The organism is Mycobacteriales bacterium (genome assembly GCA_035995165.1).
Classification (GTDB): domain Bacteria; phylum Actinomycetota; class Actinomycetes; order Mycobacteriales; family CADCTP01; genus CADCTP01.
The window spans coordinates 1-19,984 of the sequence record DASYKU010000093.1; the positions used below are offsets into that span (position 1 = coordinate 1).

Below are 19,984 nucleotides of genomic sequence, written 5' to 3' on the forward strand. Positions count from 1 at the left end.
CTGCTTGCGCCAGTGGCTCATCCCCGGCCCGTCGGTGCGGCGCAACGCCCCGCGGGACAGGAAGTACGACGCCTCCTGAGCGTCCACTTCGGACGAGACGAGCCCCTCCGCGGCGGCGCGGCCGACCGCGCCGGGGAGGTCGGGGGTGTCGAAGAAGCCGTACCGGACGGTGAGGTGCACGATCCCGTCGTCGGTGTAGCCGAGGTCGTCGACGGTGAGCATCTCGTCCGGCTCGACATGCGGGACGCCCTCGGGGCGGGCCGAGACGATCAGCACGTGCCGGTGCAGCACGTGGTTGTGCTCGACGTTCGCGCGCAGCGCCAGCGGGGTCGTCTGCTTGTTCGGGTGCGGGAAGACGCCGGTTCCGACGACCCGGGTGATCTTGTGCTTGCGGACCTTGTCGATGAAGTCCGGCAGCTCACCCTCGGCCGCGGTCCGGTTCCGTACGGTGATCTCGCGGCCCTTGCGCCAGGTCGTCATGATCAGGAAGACGCCGGACGCGATGAGCAGCGGCAGCCAGCCGCCGGACAGCACCTTGGTCAGGTTGGCGCCGAAGAACGCCAGCTCCGTGCCGCCGAACGCGACCGCCGCCAGCACCAGCTGCCAGGTCGCCCAGTGCCACCGCCGCCGGGCCACCACCAGCAGCAGCACGGTGTCGACCAGCAGCGCCCCGGTGACCGCGATCCCGTACGCGGTGGCCAGCCGTTCCGAGGTCCGGAACGCGACGATCAGCACGAGCACGCCGGCGAACAGGGACCAGTTGACCGCGGGCAGGTAGACCTGACCGGCCTCGTGCTCGGAGGTCTGCCGGATCCGCAGCGGCGGCAGCAGCCCGAGCTGGACCGCCTGCCGGGACACCGAGAACGCGCCCGAGATCACCGCCTGCGACGCGATCACGGTCGCCACCGTGGCCAGCACGACCATCGGGATCCGGGCCCAGCCCGGCAGCAGCAGGAAGAACGGCGAGGAGATCCCGGCCGGGTCGCGCAGGATCAGCGCACCCTGGCCGAGGTAGTTCAGCGTGAGCGCCGGGAAGACGACGAAGAACCAGGCCCGGCGGATCGGCGGCCGGCCGAAGTGGCCCATGTCCGCGTACAGCGCCTCGGCGCCGGTGATGCAGAGGACGACCGCGCCGAGCGAGACGAACGCGATGAACGGGTGCTCGCCCAGGAACGCCAGCGCGTACGTGGGGGACAGCCCGCGCAGGATCCCCGGGTGCAGCACGGCCTCGCGCAGCCCGGCCACGCCGATGACCAGGAACCAGAGCGCCATCACCGGTCCGAACAACGCGCCGATCCGGCTGGTGCCGAACCGCTGCGAGACGAACAGCAGGGCCAGGATCGTCACCGCGATCGGGACGACCAGGTGGGCCAGGCTCGGCGCGGCCACCTTCAGCCCCTCGACCGCGGACAGCACCGAGATCGCCGGGGTGATCACCGAGTCGCCGTAGAACAGCGAGGCGCCGACGATCGCGAGCAGGATCACCCGTCTCGTCACCGGCGAGCGCGGCCCGGCCATCCGGCGGACCAGCGCGGCCAGGGCCAGGACGCCGCCCTCACCGTGGTTGTCCGCCCGCATCACGATCGTCACGTACTTGATCGAGACGATCAGGGTGACCGACCAGAAAACCAGCGAGATCACCCCGTACACGTCGGTGGGGGTGGCCTGGACCTTGTTGTGGTCGAGGGAGAAGACGGTCTGCAGCGAGTAGAGCGGGCTGGTGCCGATGTCGCCGAACACGACGCCGAGCGCGGCCAGCATGAGCCCGATCGCGCCGGTCTGGGCCTTGGAGCGGCCGGTCCCGGCCGCGGGCTCCGGCCGCGGCTCCGGCTCCTGGGCATCCGGCATGGGCTCCGGGAGCGGCGAGGTCACGGCGTCGGGCACACAGCAGATGATTCCCCTGGCGACGCACCTCGACACGACCGGGTGCGCGATCGCCGGGCGAGCCGGACCCGGTTCCGCCCGCGGTCGGGTATCTCGACCCGCACCGGGAGCCGGCGGACCAGCTCTGGCGGCGCCAGGGCTGCGACCGGGCGGGAGATCACCGAGGGGTCAGCCGCCCCGCAGGGCAGTGAGGACCGCGGCCTCGGCGCGGAGGCGGTCGGCGGCCGGGCCCGGGCCGTACTGGTCGGCCGCCTCGAGCCGCTCGGCGATCTCGGCCCGGACGATGGCGTCCTGTTCGGCCTCGGTCAGGGAGCGACGCTGCACCTCGGCGGCGCCGACCCCGACCGCACTGCCCGCGAAGTGCTCGTCCCCGGCCGGCACCAGCCCGGCCGGCCCGGGGCCGCCCGGACCTTCGGCCGGCCCGGGGCCGCCCGGCCCGCCGGGACCTTCGGCCGGCGGCACCGCGCCCGCGTTGTCGAGCGCGGCCAGCGCCGACCGCAGCGCCGCCGTCGCGACCCTGTCCCGCGCCCGCATGGAGTCGCGGAGCGCCGTCCGGAGGCGGTCGGACAGACTCACGTCAGCCGGACCTGACCGAGCAGCCCGAGCAGCCGGGTCAGCTCGGTGATGTCGCCGGGCTCCCACTCGTCCAGCGCGGTCCGCCACCGCTCCATCCGCACCGCCTTGAGCGCCTCCATCCGTTCCCGCGCCGGCTCGGTCAGCCGTACGGTCACGGCCCGGGCGTCGTCCGGGTCCGGCACCCGTTCCAGCAGCCCGAGCCGGGCGGCGGAGTCGATCTGCCGGCTGACCGTGGACCGGTCCAGGTGCAGCGCGGCGGCGAGCTCGGACGGCCGCATGTCGCCGCGCCAGCCGATCATCGACACCAGCGGGTACGCCGTGGTGTCCAGCCGCGGGTCCAGCGCCTGCGCGCCGGCCTTCGCGGTCGCCCGGGCCCACGACCAGGTGTCGGAGATCGCCGCCTCGAGGGCGGCCATCTGGTCGGCATCCTGCGAACGGGAATGTTGCATGTCTCAACTACCTTGTTCTTGGCGTCGCGTTGCCACGATCGAGGGGTTCCACCATGTCCAGCACGACCCAGCCCGCACCGCCGGCCGTCGCCGCACCGGCGATGAGCCACCGGGAGATCCTGGAGGCGCTGTCGGGCCTGCTGCTCGGCATGTTCGTCACCATTCTGGCCAGCACGGTGGTGTCCAACGCGCTGCCCCGCATCATCTCCGATCTGCATGCCGGCGAGTCCGCCTATACCTGGGTGGTCACCGCGACCTTGCTCGCACTGACCGTGACCACCCCGATCTGGGGCAAGCTCGCCGACCTGACCAGCAAGAAGATGCTCATCCAGATCGCGCTGACGATCTTCGTGCTGGGCTCGGCGCTGGCCGGACTGTCGCAGAACGCCGGCATGCTGATCACGTTCCGGGTCGTGCAGGGCGTCGGCGCCGGCGGCCTGACCGCGCTGGTGCAGGTGATCCTGGCCGCGATGATCTCGCCCCGCGAGCGCGGCCGGTACATGGGCTACCTCGGTGCGGTGTTCGCCGTCGGCACGGTGCTCGGGCCGCTGGTCGGCGGCGTGATCGTGGACACCAGCTGGCTCGGCTGGCGCTGGTGCTTCTACGTCGGCATCCCGTTCGCGGCCGTCGCGCTGGTGCTGCTGCAGCGCACGCTGCACCTGCCGGTGGTCAAGCGGCAGGTCACGATCGACTACCTGGGCGCGACGCTGGTCGCCGCCGCGGTCTCGCTGCTGCTGATCTGGGTCTCGCTGGCCGGCCACCAGTTCGGCTGGAACTCGCTCGCGTCGTACGTGATGGTGCCGGGTGCGATCCTGCTCGGCCTGCTGTTCCTGGTCGTCGAGCAGCGCGCGGCCGAGCCGATCATCCCGCTGCGGCTGTTCCGGGACCGGACCGTCACGCTGTCCACGGTCGCCAGCCTCTTCGTCGGCATCGGCCTGTTCGGCGGCACCGTGTTCCTCGCGCAGTACTTCCAGATCAGCCGCGGTCACAGCCCGACGGCGTCCGGCCTGATGAGCCTGCCGCTGGTGCTCGGCCTGCTCGGCGCCTCGACGATCGTCGGCCAGCTGATCAGCCGGTCCGGGGTCTGGAAGCGCTACCTGGTCACCGGCGGCGTGCTGATCTCGGTGGGCTTCGGGCTGATGGGCTCGATGCGTACGGACACGCCGTACTGGCTGCTCGCGTTCTACATGCTCCTGCTCGGCTCCGGCCTCGGCATGATGATGCAGAACCTGGTCCTGGCGACCCAGAACGTCGTCGCCACCCGCGACCTCGGCGCGGCCAGCTCGACCGTCGCGTTCTTCCGCAGCCTCGGCGGCGCGGTCGGCGTCTCCGCGCTCGGCGCGCTGCTCGCCCACCGGGTCGCGTCGTACACGGCCGACGGGCTGGCCGCGGTCGGCGTGGTGCCGGCCGGCGGCGGCGCGGGCGCGGAGCTGCCCAACCCGGCGACATTGCCGGAGCCGGTCCGGCAGGTCGTGCAGGACGCGTTCGGGCACGGCATCGGCGACGTGTTCCTGTTCGCCACGCCGTTCGCGGTCCTGGCCTTCGTCGCGGTGCTGTTCGTCAAGGAGACCGTGCTGCAGACGAAGTCCGCGATCGAGCGGGACGCGGAGACGGCCGTACCGACGACGGTCTGAGCGCTCGGCCGGCGACGACGGGCACCGTGAGCGAGTCGGTCACCGACCGCTTGTGGTAGCCCGCGTCGCCGGCGTCGCGCACCAGCAGGCTGTCGTCGAACGTCAGCCGGTTCGCGTAGACGCCGGCCTTGACCAGGCCCTGCTCGGTCAGCGGCTGCGTCCCGGCCAGGTACGACCACCGGCTCACCAGCGCGGAGCTGAAGCCGTCCACCGGGACGACCGTGTCGTACGGGTAGCCGGCGCTCATCACGTACCTCGCCGGGCGACCGCGTGACGCCGGTCTCCCTCCCGGTTCTCGCCGCGGGCACATAGCGTGGGGTGGTGACCACCGTTACCCAGACGCCGACCCGGGACCAGCTCCGTGCCCACCTCGTCAGCTCCCGCATCGCCGGTGACGTGGCCACGACGCGCCAGAACAACCTGGAGAACTTCGGCAAGATGAGCCGGCGCGACCCGCTCTACCTGTTCGGGCTGCTCCCGACCGGGCGCTGGTCGTACGAGGACGTGCTGGCGTTGATGGCATCGCGCTGCGGGGTCGTCGCGGACCCGGAGCACGTTCACGGGCAGGACACCATCGACCCGGACCGTACGGTCGAGCGGCTGGACGCGATGGCCGACCGGCTGCGGCTGGCGGCCGAACGGCAGGAGCGGGTGATCGTCGCGACCGGCCACCCGGTCGGGCTGCGGCCGACGCACACCGCGGTCGCGCACGGGCTGGCCGCGGCCGGCTGCACGCTGCTGACCCCGGCCGGCGGCTGGCGGCACCCGGACGTGGCCGAGCTCGGCGACCACTCCGGCACGCTGGACTGGGTCGACTCGGTCGGGGTGTTGCGCTCGCCGTGGGGCAACCTCAAGCACACCCACTCGCCGCTGCTCATGCAGGCGGCGCTGGACACGCTGGAGACGCCGCCGGACCTGGTGGTGGCCGACCACGGGTGGGCCGGGGCGGCCGGGCAGGCCGGCATCGACACCGTCGGGTACGCGGACTGCAACGACCCGGCGCTGTTCGTCGGCGAGGCCGAGGGAAAGGTCCTCTCCTGCGTGCCGCTGGACGACAACGTGGACCCGCGCCTCTACCTGCCGCTCACCGCCTACCTCCTGGACCGGGCCGGCCTGTCGGCGTGAGCGCCAGACCCGCCGGCCCGGCCGGCGGCTTGAGCCGCCACGCCCGCCGGGCCGGGATCGCCACTACCTGAGCTTCTCGATCACGGCCGCGGCGGCCTCGGGATCATCGAGCATGATGCTGGTGATGCCGAACCGCTCCCGCAGCTCCCGGCACTTCTCGGCCAGCCCGTCGACCGAGCCGATGAACACGTGCGGCGACTCCAGGAGCTCCTCGACGGTCAGCCCGAGCCGCTGAGCCCGCTCCGCGCCCGCGGATCGCGCGTCGTTGGTCACCACCACCGGCCCGCCGGACGGGTACGCGTTGAACTCCAGCGCGTCGAACCGGTCGCCCGCCGCCTCCCGGACCCAGCCGATCTTCTCCTCGGTCGCGGCCGCGGTCATGCTGCGCGGGTCACCCGGCCGCGGCGCCAGCCCGATGATGTCGGCCTCCCGCGCGGCCAGGGTGAGCGACCGGCGACCGCCGCCGCCGAGGAACAGCGGCGGGTGCGGACGCTGCACCGGCTTGGGGTACCCGTCGTGGCCGGTGATCCGGAAATGCTCGCCGGCCAGTGTGAACGGGCCGTCGGCGAAGCAGCCCTTGAGCACCGCGACGGCCTCGGTGAGCCGCTGCACGCGGGTCGGCAGCCGGTCGTACGGGATGCCGACCGCGTCGTACTCGGGCTCGTTCCAGCCGGCGCCCATGCCGATCTCCAGCCGGCCGCCGGACAGGACGTCCAGGCTGGCCAGCTCCTGCGCGAGCACGGCCGGGTGGCGCAGGTCGACGTTGAGCACGAACGTGCCGACCCGGATCCGCTCGGTGGCCGCGGCCACGGTGGCGAGCACGGGCAGCGGCGCGTACTGCTCCAGGAGGTGGTCGGAACGGATCAGTACGTCGATGCCGATCTCCTCGGCCCGCCGCGCCTCCGCGACGAGCGCGCGGGCGTCGGGCAGGCCGTCACCGATCGGGGCCAGGAAGCGGAAAGGGCGCATCCTGAGCACGCTAGACGGCCAGCGCGTGCAGCAGGGTGGGGTGCAGGTGGCCGCCGGCGATCAGCCGGCCGATGCGGGCGGACTGTTCCTCGGCGGTGACCCAGCGCGGGTCGTCGCCGTGCTGCCGGTTCAGGACGTCCTCGACCTGGTCGGCGTGCGCCCGCCAGGACACCGGCGCGTCCCGCAGCGGCGCCGCCGGGACCGTCTGCAGGACGTGGAAGCGGGCCTCCTTCAGCAGCCTGCGCAGCTCGTCCTGGGTGGAGAAGTCGTTGCCCTCGGGCAGCGGCGGCGGCAGCGGGCCGGCGGCGAGGAAGGCGAGCAGGCCGAGCCGGCCGCCGTCGCCGAGCACCCGGCGTACCTCGGCCAGCAGGGCGGCCTTGTCCCCGGCGGTGTCCAGCACGCCGAGCGACCAGGCCGCGTCGAAGCTGCCGTCGGCGAACGGCAGCGCCTGCCCTTCCGCCGCGACCGCGGGCAGCCCGAACAGGCGGTGGCTGGCGCGGACGGCGCCGCGCATCGGCTCGGCGCAGACCGGCCGGACGCCGAAGTGCGCGGCCAGCCAGGCGGCCGGGCCGCCGACCCCGGAGCCGGCGTCCAGCATCCGGCGGGCGAGCGGGACCTCCAGCGCCTCGGCCAGCCAGGCCAGGCTGGCCGGGCTGCCGGAGCCGCGGCAGGCGGCGGCGATCGCGTACGCCGGCCCGAGCTCCTCGACGGCCTGCTCGGTCCAGGTCGCGACGAGGTCGAACTCGTCCTCCAGCTGCTCGCTCACGGTGTCTCCTTACAGGACCGGCGTCGATCCGTCCCGGCCGCCCACGCGGTCGACCGGCCGTCGGGGTCGGCCTCCGGCCCCGGCCGGTGCCGGCCCGGCCTGGCGGCGCTCATCGGACGGCCGCCCGGACACAGGCGGCGACCGTGGCCTTGACCTCGGCCGCGGCCTCCTCGCCGGCGCCGGACGCCAGTCCGGACAGGTTCACGCCCTCGACCCCGGGGATCGCCAGCAGGGCCGCGGCCTCCGCCACCGCGGCCTCGATCCCGGCCGCGCGCGGGTCCGGCGCCGCCAGCACCGCCGCGATCGCGGCCGGGTCCATCGCCAGCCCGGGGAAGCGCTCCAGCACCCGCGCGGACCGCTCGTCGGTGTAGACGGCGACCCCGGCCACGAACGGCAGCCGCGCCCCGGCCGCCCGGGCCGCCGCGACGAACTCGGCCGCCCGGGCCGGCGTCCGGACGTGGTTGAGCACGCACATCCCGGCCCCGGCCCGTTCCTTCTGCGCCACCCGGCCCGGCCGGAGGCCGGTCGGCGGCGCGTCCGGCGCCTCCGGCACCGCGACCGGCAACCCGGTCGCCGCGGCCAGCGCCGCCAGCCGGGTCCCGTCCAGGTCGAACACCTGCGTCACATCGGGCCGTACGCCCTGGCCGCGGGCATCGCCGGTCACGCAGAGCACGCCCTGCACGCCGAGCGCCCGCAGCCCGACCAGCTCCTGCTCCAGCACGATCCGGTTGCGGTCCCGGCAGGTGAGCGTCGTCCAGGGCCGGCCGCCGGCGGCGAGCACCTCGGTCGCGAACAGCGTCGGCGGCAGGTCCGGCCGGTTGTGGTGCTCGCCGACCAGCAGCCCGTCCGAGACCGGCGCCAGGATCTCGACCACCCGCCGGACCGAGCCCGGGTCGTACGGGCGGACGGTCAGGTCGGTGAGCACCAGCGGCACCTCGACCGGGACCGGCGGGACCGGCTCGTCCGGCCAGCGCACCGGCGGCCGGGTCGCGAACGGGCAGGGCCGGTCCCCGACCTCGCAGCCGAGGTCGGCCCGGACCCCGCCGCAGGGGCCGTGCACCATCCGCTTCGGACAGCCGTTGTCCACGGCCTCCCGTTACCCACCCGGAACGGTCGTACCCCACCGCTAGGTTCGTGGGCATGGAGATGAGGCTGGAAGTCGTGCCCGTGCCGGTCACCGACGTCGACCGGGCCAAGTCGTTCTACGTGGACCAGGTCGGCTTCACCCCCGACCACGACCACGTCGTCAGCCCCGAGATCCGGTTCGTGCAGCTGACCCCGCCCGGGTCGGCCTGCTCGATCGTGATCGGCGTCGGCGTGGCCGGGGACATGGTGCCGGGCTCGCTGCGCGGGCTGATGGCGGTGATCCCGGACGCGGACGCCGCCCGCAAGGAGCTCGCCGAGCGCGGTGTCGACGTGAGCGAGGTCAGCGAGCAGCCCTGGGGCCGGTTCGTCTACTTCGCCGATCCCGACGGCAACACCTGGTCGCTGCAGCAGCTGCCGCAGCGGAGTTGACGCCTACAGTCAGGCCGTGAGCAGCGACGCGGGCGAGCATCCGGAGCTCGGCGCGGCCGTCGCCCGCGGCTTCCTCTCCCTGCGCGAGGCCGCCACCCCGCGCGAGCAGCGGTACGAGTTGGGTCGCGCCCTGCGCAAGCAGGTGCCGCGCTCCGCGCTCGGCGACTGGACCTCGCCCGACCGCCGCAAGGACCCGGTCGAGCAGATCATCACCGCGCACAAGGGCCGGGTGCCGTGGCTGATCCCGGTCCGGGTCGGGCGGATGGCCGCCTCGCCGTACGCGTTCCTGCGCGGGGCGGCCAACATCATGTCGGCCGACTTCGCCGCGCTGCCCTCGACCGGGATCACGCCGGTCGTCTGCGGCGACGCCCACCTGGGCAACTTCGGCTTCTACGCCTCGCCCGAGCGGGAGCTGGTCTTCGACCTCAACGACTTCGACGAGGCCCACCCGGGCGCCTGGGAGTGGGACCTGCGCCGGCTGGCGACCAGCGTCTGGGTCGCCGGCCGGCAGAACGGCTCCAGCGAGTCCGAGTGCGGCGACGCGGTCGCCCGGTGCACGTCGGCGTACCGGCAGCAGGTGCGGTATCTGGCCGATCAGCCGCTGCTGGCCCGCTCGTTCGAGCGGCTGGACGTCGACCAGCTCGGCGCCGGGGCCAGCCCGGCGCTGCGCAAGGAGGTCAAGCGGGCGGCCCGGCAGGCGCGCAAACGGACCAGTGACCGGGCGCTGCCGCGGTTCACCGAGCAGCGGGACGGCGCCCGCCGGATCGTGCAGGAGCCGCCGCTGATCACCCGGCCGACGGCGAAGCACGCGGACCAGCTCGCGGCCGGCCTGGACGACTACCTGCGCACGCTGCCCTCGCACTGGGCCCGCATCCTCGGCGGCTACACGCTGGTCGACCTGGCCCACAAGGTGGTCGGGGTCGGCTCGGTCGGCCTGCGCGCGTACGTGGCCCTGCTGGAGGGCAGCTCCCCGGACGACGTGCTGTTCCTGCAGCTCAAGCAGGCCCGCCGGTCCGTCCTGGGGCCGTACGTGCACGGCGACCGGGCCTGGCACCAGCACCAGGGCCAGCGGGTGGTGGAATACCAGCAGGCACTGCAGACGGTCAGCGACCCGCTGCTGGGCTGGACCACGGTCGCCGGCCGGCAGTACTACGTCCGGCAGTTCCGGGACATGAAGGGCGCGATCACCGTCGACGGCATCGACGCCGCCGCGCTGGCCGACTACGCCGGTGTCTGCGGATCGCTGCTGGCCAAGGGACACGCCCGCACCAGCGGCGCCTCGATGATCGCCGGGTACGTCGGGCACGGGCACACGATGGACGACGCGCTGTGCCGCTTCGCCCGGGCGTACGCGGACCAGACCGAGGCCGACCACGCCGCGCTGCTCGCGGCCGTCGACCGGGGCGTGCTGCCGGCGGACCCCGACCACTAGCAGTTGCTCGCAGCGACTGCGCGGTCCGGATGAGTCATCACAGGACCGTCCGGAGCGGTCATCGATGATCCACTCAGACAACGCTGTTTCTTCGCCCACGCAAGGGGTCTTCAGCTACGGAAAGACCACTGGCGCACCGCTGATCCAACGGTTACAGTCCGGAACCGGTTCGTCCTGAGGTCCGGCCCCTGCCTTGGAGGATTAGGTGTTCGGCTCACGTCTGCGCGCCCTCGGCGCCGCGCTCGTCCTCGCGCTCGTCGCCACCGTCGCCGGTGTCTCGACGACCGGGCACCGGGCCGACGCCGACCCGCTGTTCGTCGAATGGCCGGCGGTGCTGCCGGGCCTCGTCGACGGCTTCGACGCCGGCAGCTCGAACGTCTGCGTCGCCGGCAAGATCGGCTGCATCGACGCGCTCGTGCGCGAGATGCAGCGCCGCTACGAGCCGCTGCGGGACAGCTGCTCGGACCAGGCCGTGTTCGCGCTGACCTACCTCCGCGTCACCCAGACGTACGCCTGGAGCGCCCGGCAGCCCGGGTACTACCAGGACCCGGCCTGGACCAACCACGCGGTCGCCGTGTTCGCGAAGTACTACCTGCGCGCGTTCGACAACTGGACCGCCGACAACAACTCGGCGAACGTGCCCCAGGCCTGGAAGATCGCGTTCAGCGGCGCCCGCGACGGCAAGATCATGGGTACCGGCAACTTCCTGCTCGGGCTCAACGCGCACATCAACCACGACCTCGCGCTGGCGATGGCGGCGGCCGGCCTGACCCAGGCCAACGGCCAGTCGGCGAAGCCGAACTACGACAAGATCGACCTGCTGCTCAACTCGGTCACGAACCCGCTGGTCGCCGAGCTCTCGGCCCGGTTCGACCCGAGCATGGACGACACCACGCTGCCGCTGAACCTGGACGCGGTCGCCATCGGCAACCTCATGTTCCTCTGGCGGGAGCAGGCCTGGCGCAACGCCGAGCTGCTCGCGCTCGCCCCGGCCCTGACCAAGGGCCTGGTCCAGACGACGATCGACGCCAACTCGGTGACCCAGGCGACGCTGTACTCGGCGGCGATGAGCTACCTCCCGTCCGCGCCCGGCCGGGTCGACCGCACCACCTTCTGCTCCGCCCACCACGACGACCCCGCCCCGCAGGCTTATCCCTTCGGCCTGCCGACGGACTGAGACCGGCTGCCGACGGACTGAGACCGGCCGGCGGATCCGGGTGACGCCCGGGTCAGCCGGCGGTGTGGGTCGGCTGAGGCTGAAGGGCCGGGGCGGGCGCCTCGCCCGGGTAGGCGAGGGCCTCGCCGGCGACGGAGAGGCGGACGACCGAGCCGAGGGCCGGACGGTCGTGGCCGGCGACCCGGGCCAGCACCTCGGTGCCGTTCGGCAGCAGCTCGAGCCGGACCGCGGCGTCGTGCCCGAAGTAGCTGACGTCGCGGACCCGGGCCTCGACCCCGCCGGTGCCGGAGTAGGAGAGCACCAGCTGCTCCGGCCGGAGCAGGATCCGGGCCTCGCCCTCGACGTCGCCGCGGACGGCGAACGAGCCCAGCTCGCAGGTCGCGTACCCGTGCGAGATCGAGGCCGGCAGCAGCACGGCCTCGCCGACGAACCCGGCCACCCCGGCGTCCGAGGGCGAGCGGTAGACGATCTCGGGCGCGTCCAGCTGCACCAGCCGGCCCTCCCGCATGACCGCGACCTGGGAGGCCATCGACAGCGCCTCGGCCTGGTCGTGGGTGACCAGCACCGCGGTCGTCTCGGCCGCCTCCAGCGCGGCTGCGACCGCCCGCCGGGTCGACTCCCGCAGGCCCGCGTCCAGCGACGAGAACGGCTCGTCCAGCAGCACGATCTCCGGGCGCGGGGCCAGCGCCCGGGCCAGTGCGACCCGCTGCTGCTGCCCGCCGGAGAGCTCGTGCGGGTGCCGCCCGGCCAGCGCCGGGTCGAGCCCGACCAGCTCCAGGCCGGCGGCGATCCGGCCCGGGGTCCGCTCCCGCCGGGGCAGCCCGAAACCGACGTTGGCGGCGACCGACAGGTGCGGGAACAGCGCGCCCTCCTGGGGCACGTACCCGATCCGGCGGCGCTGCGGCGGCCGCCGCCGGCCGGCCCCGACGACCACCTCGTCGTCGAGCGCGATCGTGCCGGAGTCCGGGTCGTCGAAGCCGGCCACCAGCCGCAGCAGCGTGGTCTTGCCGCACCCGGACGGACCCAGTACGGCGGTGAGCGTGTGCGCCGGCACGTGCAGGTCCACGCCCAGCAGCACCGGGGTCGATCCGAACGCCTTGGTGACGCCGGACACCGTCAGTGCCGTCATGCGGTCACCCTTCTCGCTTGGCGGGTGAGCAGGTACGTCGCCGGGGCCGAGAGCAGCACGAGCAGCGCCGCGTACGGCGCGGCCGCCCCGTACGCGAGGCTGTTGCTCTGGTTCCAGAACTCGGTGGCCAGCGTCCGGGTGCCCAGCGGGGAGAGCAGCAGGGTCGCGGTCAGCTCGGTGACGACGGCCAGGAAGACCAGCGCGGCGCCGGCGCCGAGGCCGGGCGCGATGAGCGGCAGGGTGACCCGGCGCAGCGTGCCGATCGGGCCCTGGCCGAGCGAGTGCGCGACCGAGTCGAGCACCGGCGGCGCCTGCGCCAGCGCCGCCCGCACGGTCACCACGGCCCGGGGCAGGAACAGGATCGCGTACCCGGCCAGCAGCAGCGGGGCGGTCTGGTAGAGCGGCTTGGCGCCCCGGATCGCGATCGTCACCAGCGCGAGCGCGACGACGATCCCGGGCAGCGCGCTGGACACGTACGTGCTGCGCTCCAGCAGCGCGGACACCCGGCCGCGGTGCCGGACCGCCAGCCAGGCCGCCGGGACCGCGAGCACGACGGTGATGACGGCCGCGAGCGCGCCCAGGGTGAGCGAGCTCCCGGTCGCCTGCAGCAGGATGTGGGCGTCGATCCCGGTCGAGCTGCCGGCGACGAGCCAGCGCACGATCGAGCCGATCGGCACCCCGAGGGACAGCACGGTCAGCCCGACCAGGGCGGCGGTGACCGGCCAGGTCGCCCACCCGAGCCGGGCCGGGGACGGCGGCCGCGGCGCGCCCCCGCCGATCCGCGCGTACCGGCTGCGGCCGCGCAGCGCGAGCTCCAGCACCAGCAGGGTCAGGCAGAGCAGCACCAGCACGGCGGCCAGCATGGTCGCGGCCGAGCTGTTGAACGAGGACTGGAACTGGTCGTAGATCGCGGTGGTGAAGGTCGGGTAGCGCAGCAGCGCCAGCGCGCCGAACTCGGAGAGCAGGTGCAGCGCGACCAGCAGCCCGCCGCCGAGCAGGGCCGGCCGCAGCTGCGGCAGCACCACCCGGGCGAAGGTCGCGCCCCGGTTCAGCCCGAGCGAGTACGCCGACTCCTCCAGCCCCGGGTCGAGCCCGCGCAGCATCGCGGCCGCCGGCAGGAACACCAGCGGGAAGTACGACAGGGTCGTGATCAGCAGCGCGCCGCCGTACCCGTCGGCGGACGGGAGGACCGAGACCCAGCCGAACGCGTTGACGAACGAGGGCACCGCCAGCGGCGCCACCAGCAGCACCGTCCACAAGCGACGGAGCGGGAGGTCGGACCGCTCGACCAGCCAGGCCCCGCCGACGCCGAGCAGCACGCAGAGCACGACGCAGCCGCCGGTCAGCCGGACGGTGTTCCAGAGCAGCTCGCCGGTGCGGTCCCGGAACACCAGCCGGCTCGCCTCGGACCAGCCGGTGTCCACGGCCTGCCAGGCCACGAAACCCAGTGGCAGCAGGGCGAGCAGCGCCACCGCCGCCGCGGCCAGCACCAGCAGTGCCGGCGGCCGCGGGACGCGGCGCCGGGTGACCGGAGGTGTGGCCTCGGGGGCGGAGAGGACGGTCATCGGCTAGAGCAGCCCGGCCTGCTGCATCATCGCGACCACCGCGGGCCCGTTGAGCGCGCCGACGTCGACGGTCGGCGGGTCCAGTTCGGACAGTGGCTTGAGCTTCGCGTTGGCCTTGATCCCGTTGCCCACCGGGTATTCCAGCGCGTTGCTGTCGACCAGCGCCTGCTGGCCCGCCTTGCCGGTGAGGTAGTTCACCAGCTGCTGCGCGTCGGCCGCGTGCTTGCTCGACTTCAGGACGCCGGCCCCGGAGGTCGACAGGAACGCGCCCGGGTCCTGGTGGCCGAAGAAGTCCAGCGTGACGTTCTTGCTGTTGGCGCCGGACTCGGCCTGGTCCTGGTACCAGTAGTAGTGGTAGATGATCCCGGTCTTGATCTCGCCGGAGTTCACCGCGGACAGGATGGCCACGTTGTTGCGGTAGATCTTGGCGTTGGTCTTCAGCCCCTGCAGCCAGGTCTGCGCCTTGGCCTGCCCCTCGACCGCGACCACCGCGGACACGATCGCCTGGAAGTCGGCGCCGGACGGGGCGATCCCGACCTGGCCCTTCCACCGCGGGTCGGCCATGTCCATGATCGAGGCGGGCAACTGGTCCTTCGGCACCCCGGCGGTGTTGTACGCCAGCACGGTCGAACGGGCCGCGAAGCCGAGCCAGTCCTTCTTCGAGGACACGTACGCCGCCGGCACCTGGGCCATCGTGTCGCCGTCGACCGGGGCGAACAGGCCCTTGTCCGAGACCAGCGTCATGGCCGGCGAGTTCTCGGTCAGGAAGACGTCGGCCGGGGAGGCGGAACCCTCCTGCACGATCTGGTTGGCCAGCTCGAAGTCGCTGCCGTTGCGCAAGGTCACGTCGATCCCGGTCTCCTTGGCGAAGCCCTTGAGCATCGCCGCGACCAGGTCCTCGTGCTGCGCGTTGTAGACGACGAGCTCGGTCTTCGATCCGGATCCGCCGCCGCCGCAGGCGGCCGAGAGGGCCAGCACCGCTGCCCCGACGACCGCCGCTACCGCCGTACTGCGCCCGCGCATGGCAGAACTCCAATGTCCGCTCGTTAGGTAAGGGGAACCTTACTAGGCGAGCGGACAGCAGCGCGCCCCCCAGTTCCTGTGAGCTGAGGGGCGCGCGAGGTGGTTCAGCGAGCCAGTGTGTCCTGCGACACGGTCCAGAGCCGGGCCGCGGCCTCGGGGTCCAGCGCGTACGCGGCGACGCCGGTCCGGGTGCCGGGCTGGTTGAGGCCGGCCTCGGCCACGTCCTCGAAGTACGTGCCGGTGACGCCCTCGACCAGCGGGGACGCGGCCAGCAGCACCGAGGTCGCGGCCCCCTGCTCGGGCGTCTTCCACTGCGGCAGGGTCGAGCCGCCGGCCGCGGTCCGCATCCGCTCCAGGTCCTCGTCGGAGACGTAGCGCTGCAGATTGGTCCGGATGCCGCCCGGGTGCAGGGCGTTGGCGGTGATGCCGTCGCCGGCCCAGCGCCTGGCCACCTCGACGGCGAACAGCACGTTCGCCGTCTTCGACTGCCCGTACGCCGCCCAGGGCTCGTATGCGCGGTGCTCGAAGTGGATGTCGTCGAAGACGACCGGGGAGCGCAGGTGCGCGGCCGAGCTGACCGAGACCAGCCGGGCCCCGCCGGCCAGCGCGAGCGCGTCGTGCAGCCCGCTGGCGAGCGCGAAGTGGCCGAGGTGGTTGGTCGCGACCTGCATCTCCCAGCCCTCGGGCGTCCGCATCAGCGGCGAGGCCATCACCCCGGCGTTGTCGACCAGAATGTGCAGCGGGCCGTCCCAGTTGGCGGTGAACGCCGCGATCGAGGCCCGGTCGGCCAGGTCCAGCGGGGCGACGAGGACGTTGCGGCCGATCTCGGCGGCGGTCTTGGCCCCGGCGTCGAGGTTGCGGACGGCGATCGTGACCTCGGCCCCGGCGTTCGCGAGCGCGCGGGCGGTCTCGACGCCGATGCCGGAGGCGCCGCCGGTGACGACGGCGCGCCGGCCGGACAGGTCGATCCCGGCGACGACCTCGGCGGCGGTGGTTTCCCGCCCGAACGGCCAGGGGGCGGGTGTGCTGGCGGTCATGGACCTCTCCCGGTAGGACGATCTCGGTACGATGGAAGCGGAGGAACCTCCGCTACCTCTCCAGACTAAGCGGAGGAAGCTCCGGTTAGCAACGTGACCCGGTCGGCACCGCGACGGAGGAGGCACCTGTGGAGACGCGCCCGCTGCGCGCCGACGCCCGGCGCAACCGGGACCGGCTGCTCGCGGTGGCGGTGCGCGCGTTCTCCCAGGACGGCCCGGACGTGCCGCTGGACGCGATCGCCCGGGAGGCCGGCGTCGGGATCGGCACGCTCTACCGGCACTTCCCGACCCGGGACGCGCTGGTCGAGGCCGCGTACCGGACCGAGCTCGACCGGCTCTGCGACGCGGCGCCGACCCTGCTCGCCGAGCTGCCGCCGGAGCGGGCGCTGCGGGCGTGGATGGACCGGTTCGTCGACTACATGACGACCAAGCGCGGCATGGCGGACGCGCTCAAGGCGCTGATCGCCTCCGGCGGGAATCCGTACGCGCACAGTCGGGACCGGATGACGACCGCGGTCGAGTCGCTGCTCGAGGCGGGGGTGCAGGCCGGCAGCCTGCGCCCGGACGTGCTCGCGCCGGACGTGCTGGCCGGGCTGTCCGGGGTCACCCTGGCCGCGGGCGAGCGGGACCAGGCCGGCCGGCTGCTCGACCTCCTGCTCGACGCGCTCCGCGCCCGCTGACGCGGGCTGCGCTAACGCCGCCAGTTCACGTCGCGGCCGGTCAGGCCGAGCAGCCGCCGGAGGTCGTCCGCACCCGCCGGCACCTCGACCGACGGCCCGAACGGCCCGCCCTCCAGGTCGGAGAACTTCTCCGCGAAGCCCAGTGCCGCGGCCACCAGCTCGGGCTCGGCCCCGTACGGCTGCCCGGTCCCCTCCGCGAGGTCCCAGCCGTGCACGACCAGCTCGTCCGCGAGGACCGCCGCGGTGAGATCGGCCGGCAGCGCGACCCCGCCGACGGTCGCCTCGCCCAGCCAGGCGTCCGGGTCGCGCCAGGCCGAGACCAGGTCGTCGAGCCGGAACCGCAGCTGGTCGCGCCAGTCCGGCGGCAGGTCGGCGGTCGGTTCCGGCGCGAGGCCGATCTGCTTGCGGGCACCGTTGGCGAACGCCACCGTGAAGTCGAGGAGGTGGTGCAGCAGCATCGCGACCGACCAGCCCGGGCAGGGCGTCGGCCGGTCGAACTGATCGTCGGTGACGCCGTCGGCGAGCACGGCGATCTGACGGGCGGCCGGGGCGAAGTCGTACGGCACGGTCATGCGGGCGCTCCTACCCGCCCCCGGCGGCGGGCACGCGCGAGCAGCGCGACCGCGGGCGCGCCGAGCAGGGCGGTGGCCAGCAGCGCCGCCGGCACCGACGCCCGGGACCCGAGCAGCCCGATCGGCGGTCCGCCGAGGATCTGCCCGGCCGAGTCGGCCTGCCCGACCGCGGACAGGGCGGTGGCCCGGGTCGCCGGGTCGGTCAGCGCGACCAGCCAGGTGTCCAGCAGCGGCGCGGCGGCCGAGCGCAGCAGCCCGGCCAGCAGCCAGGTCGCCGCGGCCAGCGGCAGCAGCCCGGTCACGGCGAACACGGTCATCGCCGGCAGCCGGACGCACTCCACCGCCAGCAGCAGGCCGCCGGCCCGGGACGCGTCCAGCCGGCGCCGGAACAGCTCGGTCAGCCCGGCCGCCCCGAGCATGGCGGCCGCGGTGAGCACGCCGATCGTCAGCACGCCGACCGCCGGGAACGCCAGCAGCCGGGCGGGACCGAGCCGGTCCCAGCCCTCGCTGCCGAGGCCGAGCACGAAGACCGCGGCCAGCACGTACAGGGTCGCGGGGGAGGGGCGGATGCGGGACAGCCGGATCTCGTCCGCGGCCGGGGCGACGCGGGTCTCCTGCAGGGCGAGCGCGAGCAGCCCGGCCAGCAGCAGCCAGCCGGCCGCGCCGGCGACCATCGGCAGCCGCAGACCGTGCCGGCCGAGCAGGGCGCCGACCCCGACCCCGGCGACGGTGCCGACCTGGGCGAGCTGGGCGCCGCGGCTGAACGCGGGCCCGGCCCGGTGGTCGCCGAGCTCGCCGGCGATCCAGGCCTGCTCGGCGCCGTCGGTGAGGGCGGAGCCCAGCGCGGACACCGCGGTGCCGATCAGCACCGGGACGAGGGTCGGCACGCTCTGCACCGCGATCCCGGCGCCGAGCAGCGCGGTGCCGGCGACGATCGCGGGCTTGCGGCCGTACCGGTCGGCGGCCAGGCCGGTCGGCAGCTGGGCGATCAGATAGGTCACCTCCAGCACGGTGCCGACGAGCACCAGCTGGAACGGGCCGAGGCCGACGTCCCGGATCTGGTAGACCAGCGAGTACGTCAGCGCGCAGCCACCGGCCAGGGAGCCGAGGCCGCGCAGGAGCAGGTAGAGCGGGTACGCGCGCACGCGGGAGTCCTTTGTGGACGGACGAGGTCCCGGGCTCGCGGCAGGCGCTCAGCCCGGGGCGACGGCGTACGCGGTTGGCATCACGATCAGGCTAGGCCGTCCGTCGAGCGGTTAACGGGGTGGAACAGCGCGGCCCCGGTGCCGGCGTCGAAGACGTGCGCCCGGCGGCCGTCCAGCGCGACCCGGACGGCGTCGCCGGCCCGGACCGGGTCCCGCGGCGGGTAGAGCGCCCGCAACGTCGCGCCGCCGGGCGCGGCCAGCGCGGCCCCGGGCGCGGTCACCGGCGCGGCCCCGACGGCGAGCACCACGGCCTGGTGCCGGCCGGTGTACTCGACCGCGGTCACGACCGCGTCCAGGGTGACCTCCTCGGCCGTCCCGGTGGCCGGGCGGACGTCCTCGGGCCGGAAGCCGAGCGCGAGCGCGCGCCCGGCCAGCCCGGCCGGCGCCGGTCCCCACAGCGGCAGCGTGCGGGGGCCGACCTCGTAGCCGGCCAGGTCGGTGCCGACGAGCCGGGCCGGCACCAGCCCGATCGGCGCGACCGAGACGGCCGCGAGCACGCTCGCGGGCCGGTCGTACAGGTCGGCGGGCGGGCCGACCTGGACGACGGAACCCTCGTGCAGCAGGGCGACCCGGTCGGCGACCGCGAGCGCCTCGTCCGGGTCGTGGGTGACGTAGAGGGTGCTCACGCCGAGGGAGCGGACCACCTCGACGATCCGGCGCCGGACCCGGATCCGCTCGGCCGCGTCGAGGTGCGCGAGCGGCTCGTCGAGCAGGAACGCCTGCGGCGTCTGCACCATCGCCCGGCCGATGCCGACCAGCCCGCGCTCGCCCTCGGAGAGCTGATCGGGCTTGCGCCGCAGCAGCTTGCCGATCCGGAACTGGCCGGCCCGCCCGGTCACTCGTCTGTCCACTTCGGACTTCTCCACGTGCCGGACCTTCAGGCCCCAGCCCAGGTTGCCGGCGACGTCGAGAAAAGGCAGCAGCGCGCTGGTCTCGAACACCATCGCGACCCGGCGGTCCCCGGCCGGGATCCCGTTCGCCGGCCGTCCGTTCACGACCACCTCGCCCGAGCGCACCGGCAGCAGCCCCGCGACCGTCCGCAGCAGGGTGGACTTGCCGCTGCCGGAGGCGCCGAGGACCGCGAGCAGCTCGCCCGGGCCGGCCAGCAGCGTGACCTCGCGCAGCGCGACCACGTCTCCGTGCACGACGGTCACCCCGCGGACGCCGGTCTCGCCGGTCACCCCGGTCATGGACCCTGCCTAGCACGCGCGGGAGGTGATCGGGAGATGAACCGGTTCAGACGGCC

20 protein-coding genes are annotated in these 19,984 nt (G+C 74.1%); 6 read left to right on the forward strand and 14 right to left on the reverse strand.

The window, feature by feature from the left end; genetic code table 11:
* The 3 genes from VGP36_15065 to VGP36_15075 form a co-directional block, all read right to left on the reverse strand.
* Positions 1-1,884: KUP/HAK/KT family potassium transporter (locus tag VGP36_15065; protein ID HEV7656033.1), on the reverse strand; the 1,884-nt coding region annotated here is incomplete at its 3' end.
* A gap of 168 nt (positions 1,885-2,052) precedes the next feature.
* On the reverse strand, positions 2,053-2,460 hold the full coding sequence (locus tag VGP36_15070; protein ID HEV7656034.1) for a hypothetical protein: 408 nt from the start codon (positions 2,458-2,460) through the stop codon (positions 2,053-2,055).
* Positions 2,457-2,876: a MarR family winged helix-turn-helix transcriptional regulator gene (locus VGP36_15075; protein HEV7656035.1), complete on the reverse strand. Its 420-nt coding sequence runs from the start codon at positions 2,874-2,876 to the stop codon at positions 2,457-2,459. Before VGP36_15075 ends, VGP36_15070 begins: the two co-directional genes overlap by 4 nt.
* An 86-nt stretch (positions 2,877-2,962) precedes the next feature.
* Between VGP36_15075 and VGP36_15080 the strand changes: the two genes are divergently transcribed.
* Positions 2,963-4,543 carry an MDR family MFS transporter gene (locus VGP36_15080; protein ID HEV7656036.1) on the forward strand — a complete coding sequence of 527 codons (1,581 nt, stop codon included), beginning with the start codon at positions 2,963-2,965 and terminating at the stop codon, positions 4,541-4,543.
* On the opposite strand, the gene VGP36_15085 is transcribed toward VGP36_15080, so the two are convergent.
* On the reverse strand, positions 4,470-4,790 hold the full coding sequence (locus VGP36_15085; protein ID HEV7656037.1) for a hypothetical protein: 321 nt from the start codon (positions 4,788-4,790) through the stop codon (positions 4,470-4,472). The genes VGP36_15080 and VGP36_15085 overlap by 74 nt on opposite strands.
* Positions 4,791-4,864: 74 nt before the next feature.
* On the opposite strand from VGP36_15085, the gene VGP36_15090 reads away from it, so the two are divergent.
* Positions 4,865-5,668, forward strand: coding sequence for a phosphatase (locus tag VGP36_15090; GenBank protein ID HEV7656038.1), 804 nt, complete (start codon positions 4,865-4,867; stop codon positions 5,666-5,668).
* 63 nt (positions 5,669-5,731) lie between these two features.
* On the opposite strand, the gene VGP36_15095 is transcribed toward VGP36_15090, so the two are convergent.
* The 3 genes from VGP36_15095 to VGP36_15105 form a co-directional block, all read right to left on the reverse strand.
* Positions 5,732-6,637 carry a TIGR03621 family F420-dependent LLM class oxidoreductase gene (locus VGP36_15095; GenBank protein HEV7656039.1) on the reverse strand — a complete coding sequence of 302 codons (906 nt, stop codon included), beginning with the start codon at positions 6,635-6,637 and terminating at the stop codon, positions 5,732-5,734.
* A gap of 10 nt (positions 6,638-6,647) precedes the next feature.
* Complete coding sequence (locus VGP36_15100; protein ID HEV7656040.1) at positions 6,648-7,403, reverse strand: class I SAM-dependent methyltransferase; 756 nt, start codon at positions 7,401-7,403, stop codon at positions 6,648-6,650.
* Positions 7,404-7,512: 109 nt separating this feature from the next.
* Positions 7,513-8,490, reverse strand: coding sequence for a methylenetetrahydrofolate reductase (locus tag VGP36_15105; protein ID HEV7656041.1), 978 nt, complete (start codon positions 8,488-8,490; stop codon positions 7,513-7,515).
* Between the two features lie 53 nt (positions 8,491-8,543).
* Between VGP36_15105 and VGP36_15110 the strand changes: the two genes are divergently transcribed.
* The 3 genes from VGP36_15110 (at position 8,544) to VGP36_15120 (ending at position 11,527) form a co-directional block, all read left to right on the forward strand.
* Entirely contained in the window at positions 8,544-8,918 is a 375-nt protein-coding gene (locus tag VGP36_15110) for a VOC family protein (protein HEV7656042.1), read from the forward strand.
* 16 nt (positions 8,919-8,934) lie between these two features.
* Positions 8,935-10,350, forward strand: coding sequence for a DUF2252 domain-containing protein (locus VGP36_15115; protein HEV7656043.1), 1,416 nt, complete (start codon positions 8,935-8,937; stop codon positions 10,348-10,350).
* A gap of 205 nt (positions 10,351-10,555) precedes the next feature.
* Positions 10,556-11,527: a DUF5995 family protein gene (locus tag VGP36_15120; GenBank protein HEV7656044.1), complete on the forward strand. Its 972-nt coding sequence runs from the start codon at positions 10,556-10,558 to the stop codon at positions 11,525-11,527.
* Between the two features lie 52 nt (positions 11,528-11,579).
* On the opposite strand, the gene VGP36_15125 is transcribed toward VGP36_15120, so the two are convergent.
* From VGP36_15125 to VGP36_15140, 4 genes are all read right to left on the reverse strand, one after another.
* A complete protein-coding gene (locus tag VGP36_15125) occupies positions 11,580-12,656 on the reverse strand; it encodes an ABC transporter ATP-binding protein (GenBank protein HEV7656045.1) in 1,077 nt (358 codons plus the stop codon).
* Complete coding sequence (locus VGP36_15130) at positions 12,653-14,221, reverse strand: iron ABC transporter permease (protein ID HEV7656046.1); 1,569 nt, start codon at positions 14,219-14,221, stop codon at positions 12,653-12,655. Before VGP36_15130 ends, VGP36_15125 begins: the two co-directional genes overlap by 4 nt.
* Before the next feature lie 3 nt (positions 14,222-14,224).
* Positions 14,225-15,244: an iron ABC transporter substrate-binding protein gene (locus tag VGP36_15135; protein HEV7656047.1), complete on the reverse strand. Its 1,020-nt coding sequence runs from the start codon at positions 15,242-15,244 to the stop codon at positions 14,225-14,227.
* Positions 15,245-15,348: 104 nt separating this feature from the next.
* Positions 15,349-16,281 carry an SDR family NAD(P)-dependent oxidoreductase gene (locus tag VGP36_15140; protein HEV7656048.1) on the reverse strand — a complete coding sequence of 311 codons (933 nt, stop codon included), beginning with the start codon at positions 16,279-16,281 and terminating at the stop codon, positions 15,349-15,351.
* Between the two features lie 128 nt (positions 16,282-16,409).
* On the opposite strand from VGP36_15140, the gene VGP36_15145 reads away from it, so the two are divergent.
* Positions 16,410-16,961: a helix-turn-helix domain-containing protein gene (locus VGP36_15145; GenBank protein ID HEV7656049.1), complete on the forward strand. Its 552-nt coding sequence runs from the start codon at positions 16,410-16,412 to the stop codon at positions 16,959-16,961.
* Positions 16,962-16,972: 11 nt separating this feature from the next.
* Here the strand turns inward: VGP36_15145 and VGP36_15150 are convergent, their stop codons facing one another.
* The 3 genes from VGP36_15150 to VGP36_15160 form a co-directional block, all read right to left on the reverse strand.
* Positions 16,973-17,533 carry a TIGR03086 family metal-binding protein gene (locus VGP36_15150; GenBank protein ID HEV7656050.1) on the reverse strand — a complete coding sequence of 187 codons (561 nt, stop codon included), beginning with the start codon at positions 17,531-17,533 and terminating at the stop codon, positions 16,973-16,975.
* The gene (locus VGP36_15155) at positions 17,530-18,678 is read right to left on the reverse strand and encodes an MFS transporter (protein ID HEV7656051.1); all 1,149 of its coding nucleotides are present in this window, start codon (positions 18,676-18,678) and stop codon (positions 17,530-17,532) included. The genes VGP36_15150 and VGP36_15155 overlap by 4 nt, the downstream gene beginning before the upstream one ends.
* An 86-nt stretch (positions 18,679-18,764) precedes the next feature.
* The gene (locus VGP36_15160; protein HEV7656052.1) at positions 18,765-19,928 is read right to left on the reverse strand and encodes an ABC transporter ATP-binding protein; all 1,164 of its coding nucleotides are present in this window, start codon (positions 19,926-19,928) and stop codon (positions 18,765-18,767) included.
* Positions 19,929-19,984 lie beyond the last annotated feature (56 nt).

Excerpts from the sequence above, each read along its gene's own strand:
- VGP36_15110 (HEV7656042.1), top strand. The coding sequence starts at position 8,544 with ATGGAGATGAGGCTGGAAGTCGTGCCCGTGCCGGTCACCGACGTCGAC.
- VGP36_15125 (HEV7656045.1), bottom strand. The coding sequence starts at position 12,656 with ATGACGGCACTGACGGTGTCCGGCGTCACCAAGGCGTTCGGATCGACC.
- VGP36_15075 (HEV7656035.1), bottom strand. The coding sequence starts at position 2,876 with ATGGCCGCCCTCGAGGCGGCGATCTCCGACACCTGGTCGTGGGCCCGG.
- VGP36_15095 (HEV7656039.1), bottom strand. The coding sequence starts at position 6,637 with ATGCGCCCTTTCCGCTTCCTGGCCCCGATCGGTGACGGCCTGCCCGAC.
- VGP36_15085 (HEV7656037.1), bottom strand. The coding sequence starts at position 4,790 with ATGAGCGCCGGCTACCCGTACGACACGGTCGTCCCGGTGGACGGCTTC.
- VGP36_15140 (HEV7656048.1), bottom strand. The coding sequence starts at position 16,281 with ATGACCGCCAGCACACCCGCCCCCTGGCCGTTCGGGCGGGAAACCACC.
- VGP36_15160 (HEV7656052.1), bottom strand. The coding sequence starts at position 19,928 with ATGACCGGGGTGACCGGCGAGACCGGCGTCCGCGGGGTGACCGTCGTG.
- VGP36_15130 (HEV7656046.1), bottom strand. The coding sequence starts at position 14,221 with ATGACCGTCCTCTCCGCCCCCGAGGCCACACCTCCGGTCACCCGGCGC.
- VGP36_15150 (HEV7656050.1), bottom strand. The coding sequence starts at position 17,533 with ATGACCGTGCCGTACGACTTCGCCCCGGCCGCCCGTCAGATCGCCGTG.
- VGP36_15080 (HEV7656036.1), top strand. The coding sequence starts at position 2,963 with ATGTCCAGCACGACCCAGCCCGCACCGCCGGCCGTCGCCGCACCGGCG.
- VGP36_15135 (HEV7656047.1), bottom strand. The coding sequence starts at position 15,244 with ATGCGCGGGCGCAGTACGGCGGTAGCGGCGGTCGTCGGGGCAGCGGTG.